The organism is Massilia genomosp. 1 (assembly GCF_011682185.1).
GTDB lineage: Bacteria > Pseudomonadota > Gammaproteobacteria > Burkholderiales > Burkholderiaceae_D > Telluria_A > Telluria_A rubra.
The window spans coordinates 1-5886 of the sequence record NZ_WHJF01000187.1 but is presented as its reverse complement, the minus strand read 5'-3'; the positions used below and the strand labels follow the sequence as shown (position 1 = coordinate 5886).

Sequence of the window (5886 nt, the reverse complement as noted above, 5' to 3'; positions counted from 1 at the left end):
TTGCCGGCGGCGAAAACCGTGGATGATGTAGCGGCGCTGCTGCCGTGGAATATGAAGGATTTGCATACCCCCGATTTAACCAGCGGCGTGACTTCCTGAACAGTCTGGGGTTGATGGATCGCTTACCACCGACCCGGCCAATCAAAGCCCAGAAACAAGCAGCCTAAGCCCCACAAATACATGACACAAAAGCCATGTTAAGCTGTCAATCGCTTAAGTCCGGTAGATTGGCTCTAGGGCGCAAGCGAGATATACACACCGCCACGAGCTCCCATTGGCATGGCTTATCAAATCACGTCTATTCTTCAAAATCTGCGTACATATACCTGACACCATCGATAACAACTTCATCAAGAATCTCACGCGCTGTGCCTGATATCGTCAAAGTGAACCCGCACAATAGTTCGTCGAAGTCCGCGTCCAAGAGGCCTTCCCGGCTTTCATACCTGAGAGGCAGTTCGAAGAAAGGGACAGGCAACGAAATCGTTTCAGCAAGCACGGCCCGACATAAAGGAACAAGCGACGTCCATACGCCATATTTGTCTTTACTCTGAGCGATATTTGTTTGAATAAAATTCATTAATTCATGCGTTTCGCGCTTCAATCGAACTTTATCGACTTCTGCGTAGTCTCCTGTCTGCTCATTCACCTTAACAAGTTTTCTTTTAATGGACTTCATGGCAACTTTCCAATCACGGTAGGATTTGTAAATGCGCTGCGATTAGTGATGAGAGTTTGTATTCCACCACCAAGCTGAATGTAGCCGTTTTGCGTTGTCGAGGCAATTTTAGACTCAAACACGGTAACGGCTTTAGTAGCTTTAACCTCGACTACATCAAATCGCAGAGTCTGCTGGCTTTCCAAAGGGATTCCGATACGATCCGAGATCTGGTCGTAACTCATCCCCTTCATTGTAGTTAGTTCGTCCTTTGTTGCAAAAAATGCTGAATAAGGACCGGGCATATTACCCTCAGGAACAATCTTGAATAGCGACTCTCCCGCTGCAAGATCGACTGCCTTAGGCAAGGTCGAGCCGCTAGCCATCAACTCCCTGGATATCTTCAGTGCCTTATCAGGTGCCACGCCTTGTGACCTGTAAGCAGCAACTAACTTGCGTCCTTCATCTGAATGAAGCGGGCTATCGCGGATCCCATGAGTCATGTACCCGTCCGGACCACTAAATCCATTCGCTGCGGGACGCGGTCGTTTTGGCGCAAGAGAAACATACACCCCACCACGCGCACCCGAAGTTACTACCGGTCTGCGGACCACGCTTCCTGTAACAACCGGTGCTGTCGCAACTGTAGCTGAGCTGGCTGTAGCGCTAGTCCCGACTGCACCAGCGGCAGTGGCGCCACCCGTCGGAATGGCGCCAGCGACAGTTCCTACGGCAGGCGTAGCTGTAGGGGCAATACTGGCGACTGGATAAACCGCAGCGGTTGTCGCAGTACCAGCTGTAGCGGCCGCTGCCGCACCCTTGGCGCCCGCCAAATCCAACAACTTTTTCGCCTTCGCAGCCCGTATAGCCTTCGATGCGCCACTCCAGAAAGTGAATAACTCAATCCCGCCGCGCGCCATCGATTCAACGTACTGCCCCTTCATCCATGGATCGGTCACCGGCCGGGCCATTGCCTTGGCCAGACCGACTGCATCTCTCGCAATACTGGGAGCATCGATATTTCCAAGGCTGATTTCTTCGGCCAGAATCTGCTCATCCAGACTGGCAAGCAGCCTGCCCTCTTGTGTCGTCCTGCGGGCCAGCTTGGGCACGCCCTTGATCGCGTCATAGACAAGTTCGCCTGTGCCCATGGCGAATTCGCTCGCAAATCCGAGTCCTGCGCGGCCGCCCTGCGCCAGCCAGTCGCCGACCGTCCCTGGCGTGCCCTCAACACCGCCAATCCAGCCCTTCAACGTCGTATTCGCGCTATCGAAATTGAATATGGCATCAAGCGCATCCAGATTCAGGCGCCTTCCAATCAACCCATCCCGAAGCGCTTTCAATGCGAGCAGTTTCTTGCTGACACGCGCCACGGCGCCTGGCGGCGCGCCGACTGGTTTTGCCGCCGCCGGCGCGACGGTTTTGGTCATCGTCACGATCCGCCCTCGCGCACCGCCCATGCCGGTGCTGTCGCAATTGATACGGCAGGCGCTGTCATGCCGCGCTACAGGTATCGCGTTAATCTTGACGTTTGAATGGCCTTCGATTATCTGGAGATAGCCGGTACTCAGCGATGTGCCGGAAACAATATGCGCACCCGCATTCGCTTGCGTATTCTTGAAAAGATCGCCGACGCGGTACACCGGCGTCCCCCGCGCCTTCACATCCGGCGATGCCGCATACATGTGATCGAGCCGCGCGAAGCTGTTAAACGCGACGATGCACTTGCCCACCTTGCACAGGTCGGACTCCGTTGCGACAGCCAGCCAACCCTCAGCGTGCGCGATATGTCGGGTCTGCCCCATCATCCACCCCGCTCAATGGTTGCACTTCCGGCTGAACTGGCGCGGCCGCGTTCCCGGAGGACGTAGCCGCAATCGCAATGTCCACCACCGGATCGTTGTCGTAGAAATGCGTGCGCCAGACCATTGACACCTGGCGGCGGTCCAGATCGAAACGCAGGGTGTCGAGCAGCGGGATGCTGATCACATTGCCTCCGCTGGCAAGCCGGACAACCACAATGAGCATCCATCCGGGCAAAACCATGTCCGTTTTATCCGGAAGCAAGCCTGTCATCGTCACGGTTTCATCGCCGCGCAAATGCGGGCTCATGACCATGTCGGCGGGAGCATTCTGGAAATAGCGCGAATCGAAATTTTCTGGCAGCAGCGGATACCGCTTGGCTCGCCAGTGCGCGTCAAAGTCGCCCTGGTACTCCACGCGCGGCGTACACCAGCGTGCGATCGCGTTCAATCCCTGCGGCGGCAAGCGCGAGAAAGGATGGGTGACGGGATCGAGCGGCGCCTCGATCTGGGGAGCGGCGAGCACCTTTTGTTCAGCCACCCAGCGCGCGACGAATGTGCGCCCAGCCCGGCCCAGATGCTTGTAATCGCCCGGCGCAGGTAACCAGCCAATGCCCGCCGGATTGCCGCTGTGCCTGATCGTGTCCGCCTGGCCATCGCGGCTGAATGCAGCCGCAATATCAACGCAGCCACCGTACGCCAAGCGGTAGTCCAGGGATACGGACTCGACAGGTGAAGCCATCCCCAGGCGCCAGCCAAACGCCTGCTTGCGAAACTGGCGTGGACCGTGCAGGCGCACCAGCTTCTTGAGCGTGCCAACGCGTATCCCGGCGACCCACTGGGCGCATGCCAGTCCACCCGGGGCCAGTGCATGGCCGCTGACAAGAATGTCGGTGCCGGGTTTATACGGCACCAGATCGCCATCTTCCTGTATCACGGAGCGCAGCGGATCGCTCGATGCCGGCCCGGCATACGTATCGCCAGCAACGACAGGATGTTGTTCTTGCGCGAGCGTAATAGTCTCGCCGTGCGCCGCAAAATCGAACGTGGCGCGTACCACAAGCACATCGAGGCGCTCACCTTCCGGGCCTGTCTGTTGAAACCAGAAATGCGGCACACCCGTGTGGTTGACGATGGTGGCGTTGCTCGCGGCGCGCCCGTGGTCCGCAGGAAGCGGGGCCGTCATTTGGCCTTCTCCCCGTCGCTTCCCGGAGCACTTTCCGCACTTCCGGAATTGAGAAGCACATCGGCCGGCCCATCGACATGGACCTTGCCGCTCGCCTTGATATGGATGTCTTTGCTTTCCAGGTAAATCGCGTCCGGCGTCATCACGAACTTCGATCCGCCGCACACCAGTTCGATCGTCTCGCCGGCCGATACCGACACGACCTTGCCGACCTTGGTCGTCTGGCTGCGTCCCACCACCGTCGCCATGATCATGCCCACGTTCAGGTTGTAGGCCATGCCCACCGTGTCGATCCGGCCCATGCCGACGTTCTGCATGGATGCCATGCCGATCGTCTCGGTCTTCATGCGGGCGACATTGATCGACCAGTTTTTACCGATCTTGTCTTTCTCGTTTTTAGCAACCGTTTTACTGCGGTTCACGCCAACGCTGATCGTTTCGTTCTTGCCCACGGCCTCGCTGCGGTGGCCGCCGATGGAGATCGTTTCATTGACGCCGACCTCTTCGCTGCGGTTGCCGCCGATACTGATACGTTCATCATGGTCGACCCGTTCGCTACGATCGTGATGCACCGTAATCGTTTCATCCCGGTCCACCGTTTCGGTCCGGTCGCGCTTGATATGGCTGGTTTCGTCACGGTCCACCGTCTTGCGCCGGTCGTTGCCGACCCATTTGTCTTCGTCGTGCTCGACTTCGGTCAGCTGATCCTTCTCCGCATGCAGCCATAACTGCTCCTGCCCCTTCTTGTCTTCGAAGCGCAGTGCGTTCGCGTTGTCGTACTGACCGCCGGGCGTCGAACGCGACAGGATCCCGCTCTGGGTTTTGTTGGCCGGCAGCGCCCACGGCGGCAGGGTATTCGCATTCGGCACCATGCCGGTGATGATCGGCCGGTCCGGATTGCCATCCATGAACTGCACCAGCACCTCCGTCCCGATGCGCGGAATCGACACCATGCCGAAATTTTCACCTGCCCACGGCGTCGCCACCCGGATCCAGGCCGAACTCTTTTCGTCGTTGGCCCCAGCGCGGTCCCAATGAAACTGTACGCGTACACGGCCATACATGTCCGTATGAATTTCTTCACCGGCGGGACCGACGACAGTGGCTGTCTGGATGCCGTGGATCTTTGTCTCGCTGCTGTGGTGACTGCGCGGTGTACGCCACGGCACAATTTTTCGCACGCAGACCAGCGTATTGCTGTAGTGGGACGGCGCCGTCGAACTCACATGGTAGTTATTGCTCGCACTGTGAATCGCCTCGACGATGAGGAACTCCCTGGCCTGCTCGTCATGCTCCGTCGCCCCCCGGTCGAAGTGACCGGTAAGCCGGAACCAGCGCCCCGGCATGACATAGCGACTGTTACCCGCGCCTTTGAAGTGCTTGCCGCTCGCTTCCAGCGCTTCCATGCGGGTCTGGGCCAGCGAACGCGCATCGCCCCCATCCTTGAACCCGAAAGCGCCCGTATATTCGTAAGACTCCACATGCAATACCTGGCCTTGCCGATGAACAGTCGGCAGGGACGTGAGCGCCGGCTGTGGCGCCTTGAAGTCGTAGGAAGCCAGGGCAATGCTGCCCTCCGTGATCTGGCGTGCCGGCGACCACTCGGCAATGCCGTCCTCCTCGACTGCGCCGCCATGGCGCTGGAACGGTATCTCCGGATCGCCTCCGTCGATTGCAGGGGCGGCGCTCGAATCGTCCGACAACACCAGTTTGTGACCAGTGGCGCTGTGTTCGAACCAATAGAAAATGCCGGCGGCAGCCCAGCGCCGTTCCAGAAAATTGCTGTCTGTCTCGTCGAACTGGCAGCAATCGGTCATGACGCCGTTGGCGCCCCGAACCCGCCAATCCCAATCGGCCAGATTGGCGTAGTCCCCGAAGATGCTCCTGGCCTGCTCGTACAGGGAGGTGTAGTGAAACAGGTAGTTGTCCTTGCGCAGGCTCAAATAGTTGAACCAGGGCGCCAGCCGGGCTTCGTAAAACGACAAGCCGCCATCGACGCGTTTCAAAGAAAAACCAAATACGTGGCCGGAAAAATGACGCAAGCTGCCATCCTTGCGCACCAGTTCGATGCACATGCGCTTTCCCTGAACTTCTTTCAGTGGAATGCCTGGATCGTGAGTGTGATCACGCGAGTTGATGGCCCGGTTTTCACGTAAAACGATGGTCCTACCCCGAGCGATTTTAGCGTCTTGACAGCGCCGGCCACGGCGCTGTTTTTGATCGTGCGGTTAGAACGGTTC

At 58.2% G+C, this 5886-nt stretch carries 3 protein-coding genes and 1 pseudogene; all 4 read right to left on the bottom strand.

From position 1 onward, the window contains the following. Positions 1–298: 298 nt before the first annotated feature. Entirely contained in the window at positions 299–679 is a 381-nt protein-coding gene (locus F1735_RS32235; protein WP_167240931.1) for a hypothetical protein, read from the bottom strand. After that, entirely contained in the window at positions 676–2466 is a 1791-nt protein-coding gene (locus F1735_RS32230) for a hypothetical protein (protein WP_167240929.1), read from the bottom strand. The genes F1735_RS32235 and F1735_RS32230 overlap by 4 nt, the downstream gene beginning before the upstream one ends. Then, entirely contained in the window at positions 2432–3646 is a 1215-nt protein-coding gene (locus F1735_RS32225; RefSeq protein WP_167240927.1) for a DUF2169 family type VI secretion system accessory protein, read from the bottom strand. Before F1735_RS32225 ends, F1735_RS32230 begins: the two co-directional genes overlap by 35 nt. Continuing rightward, positions 3643–5760, bottom strand: a pseudogene (locus F1735_RS32220) (type VI secretion system Vgr family protein); the annotation flags it as partial. The gene F1735_RS32225 and the pseudogene F1735_RS32220, both read right to left, overlap by 4 nt. Positions 5761–5886: the final 126 nt, after the last annotated feature.

Coding starts and splice junctions, on each gene's coding strand:
- F1735_RS32230 (WP_167240929.1), bottom strand. CDS start 2,466: ATGATGGGGCAGACCCGACATATCGCGCACGCTGAGGGTTGGCTGGCT.
- F1735_RS32235 (WP_167240931.1), bottom strand. CDS start 679: ATGAAGTCCATTAAAAGAAAACTTGTTAAGGTGAATGAGCAGACAGGA.
- F1735_RS32225 (WP_167240927.1), bottom strand. CDS start 3,646: ATGACGGCCCCGCTTCCTGCGGACCACGGGCGCGCCGCGAGCAACGCC.